This is a genomic window from Sphingopyxis sp., assembly GCF_036402335.1.
Lineage (GTDB): Bacteria > Pseudomonadota > Alphaproteobacteria > Sphingomonadales > Sphingomonadaceae > Sphingopyxis.
In genome coordinates this window covers 1-1706 of the sequence record NZ_DASWTD010000520.1, presented here as the reverse complement: position 1 = coordinate 1706, position 1706 = coordinate 1, and the positions used below count along the sequence as shown (strand labels likewise).

Here is a 1706-nt window from a genome sequence, read left to right as displayed (position 1 = left end):
ATCCTCGCCAACAATGGCGTGCTGTTCAGCGAGAGCGCAGTCAAAGGTGCGCATTTCATCGAACTGGCCTGCCATCGCCGCATTCCGCTGCTGTTCCTGCAGAATATTTCGGGCTTCATGGTCGGCGGCAAATATGAGGCCGAGGGCATCGCCAAACATGGCGCGAAGCTGGTGACGGCGGTCGCCACGGCGACGGTGCCGAAGATCACCATGCTGATCGGCGGCAGTTTCGGCGCGGGCAATTACGGCATGTGCGGGCGCGCCTATAGCCCGCGCTTCCTGTTCAGCTGGCCGAATAGCCGGATCAGCGTGATGGGGGGCGAGCAGGCGGCGTCGGTGCTGGCAACCGTCCACCGCGACGCCGACAAATGGACCCCGGAGGAAGCCGAAGCCTTCAAGGCGCCGATCCGTCAGAAATATGAGGATGAAGGCAACCCCTATCACGCCACTGCGCGCCTGTGGGACGATGGCATCATCGACCCTGCACAGACGCGCGACGTGCTCGGGCTGGCCTTTTCCGCAACGCTGAACGCCCCGATCGAAGATCGCGGCTTCGGCGTGTTCAGGATGTAAGGCGTCATGATCGCGAGGAGATGGCACGGTATGGTCCCGGCGGAGAAGGCAGATGCCTATTTCAGGCTGATGCTCGACGTCGCGATTCCCGATTACCGGTCAGTCGCGGGCAATCGCGGGGCGTGGTGCTTCCAGCGCGCCGAAAGCGATGTCGTCCATTTCGAGATGCTGACCTTCTGGGACAGCCTCGACGCGATTGAGGGCTTCGCGGGCACGCCGGTCGATGCGGCCAAATATTATGATTTCGACGATGACTTCCTGATCGAAAAGGAAGCGCATGTCCTGCATTTCGAAGTGAACGGAACCCAATGATCACCTCCCTCCTCATCGCCAATCGCGGCGAAATCGCCTGCCGTATCATCCGCACCGCGCGCGAGATGGGCATCAGGACCGTTGCGGTCTATTCGGACGCCGACGCCCGGGCGCTGCACGTGCGCGAGGCGGACGAAGCCGTGCATATCGGGCCATCGCCGGCGCGTGAGTCTTACCTGATCGGCGAGAAGATCATCGCCGCCGCGAAGGCGACCGGCGCCGAGGCGATCCATCCGGGCTATGGCTTCCTGTCGGAAAATGCCGAGTTCGCGCAGGCGGTCGCCGATGCGGGCCTCGTCTGGGTCGGGCCGAAGCCCTCGTCGATCACCGCGATGGGCCTCAAAGACGCCGCGAAGAAGCTGATGGCCGATGCCGGGGTGCCGGTGACGCCGGGCTATATGGGCGAGAATCAGGACCCCGCCTACCTCGCCGACCAGGCCGCCGGGATCGGCTATCCCGTGCTGATCAAGGCGGTCGCGGGCGGCGGCGGCAAGGGGATGCGCAAGGTCGACGCCGCGGTGGACTTCGCCGACGCGCTCGCCTCGTGCCAGCGCGAGGCGGCGGCGTCGTTCGGCAACGACCATGTGCTGATCGAGAAATATATCCTGACGCCGCGCCATATCGAGGTGCAGGTGTTCGGCGATACGCACGGCAATGTCGTGCACCTGTTCGAGCGCGACTGCTCGCTCCAGCGCCGCCACCAGAAGGTGATCGAGGAGGCCCCCGCCCCCGGCATGGACGAGGCGACGCGCGCCGACTTGTGCGCCGCCGCGGTTCGCGCGGCGAAGGCGGTCGATTATGTCGGCGCCGGGACGATCGAG

Annotated in this window: 3 protein-coding genes; all 3 read left to right on the top strand. The window is 64.9% G+C overall.

Annotated elements, in window-relative coordinates; translation table 11 throughout:
• The coding region (locus VGD20_RS16895) for a carboxyl transferase domain-containing protein (RefSeq protein WP_331135548.1) at window positions 1-573 on the top strand (573 nt) is incomplete at its 5' end.
• A gap of 6 nt (window positions 574-579) precedes the next feature.
• A complete protein-coding gene (locus VGD20_RS16890) occupies window positions 580-885 on the top strand; it encodes a hypothetical protein (protein ID WP_331135547.1) in 306 nt (101 codons plus the stop codon).
• On the top strand, window positions 882-1706 hold an 825-nt coding region (locus tag VGD20_RS16885), incomplete at its 3' end, for a biotin carboxylase N-terminal domain-containing protein (protein ID WP_331135546.1). The genes VGD20_RS16890 and VGD20_RS16885, both read left to right, overlap by 4 nt.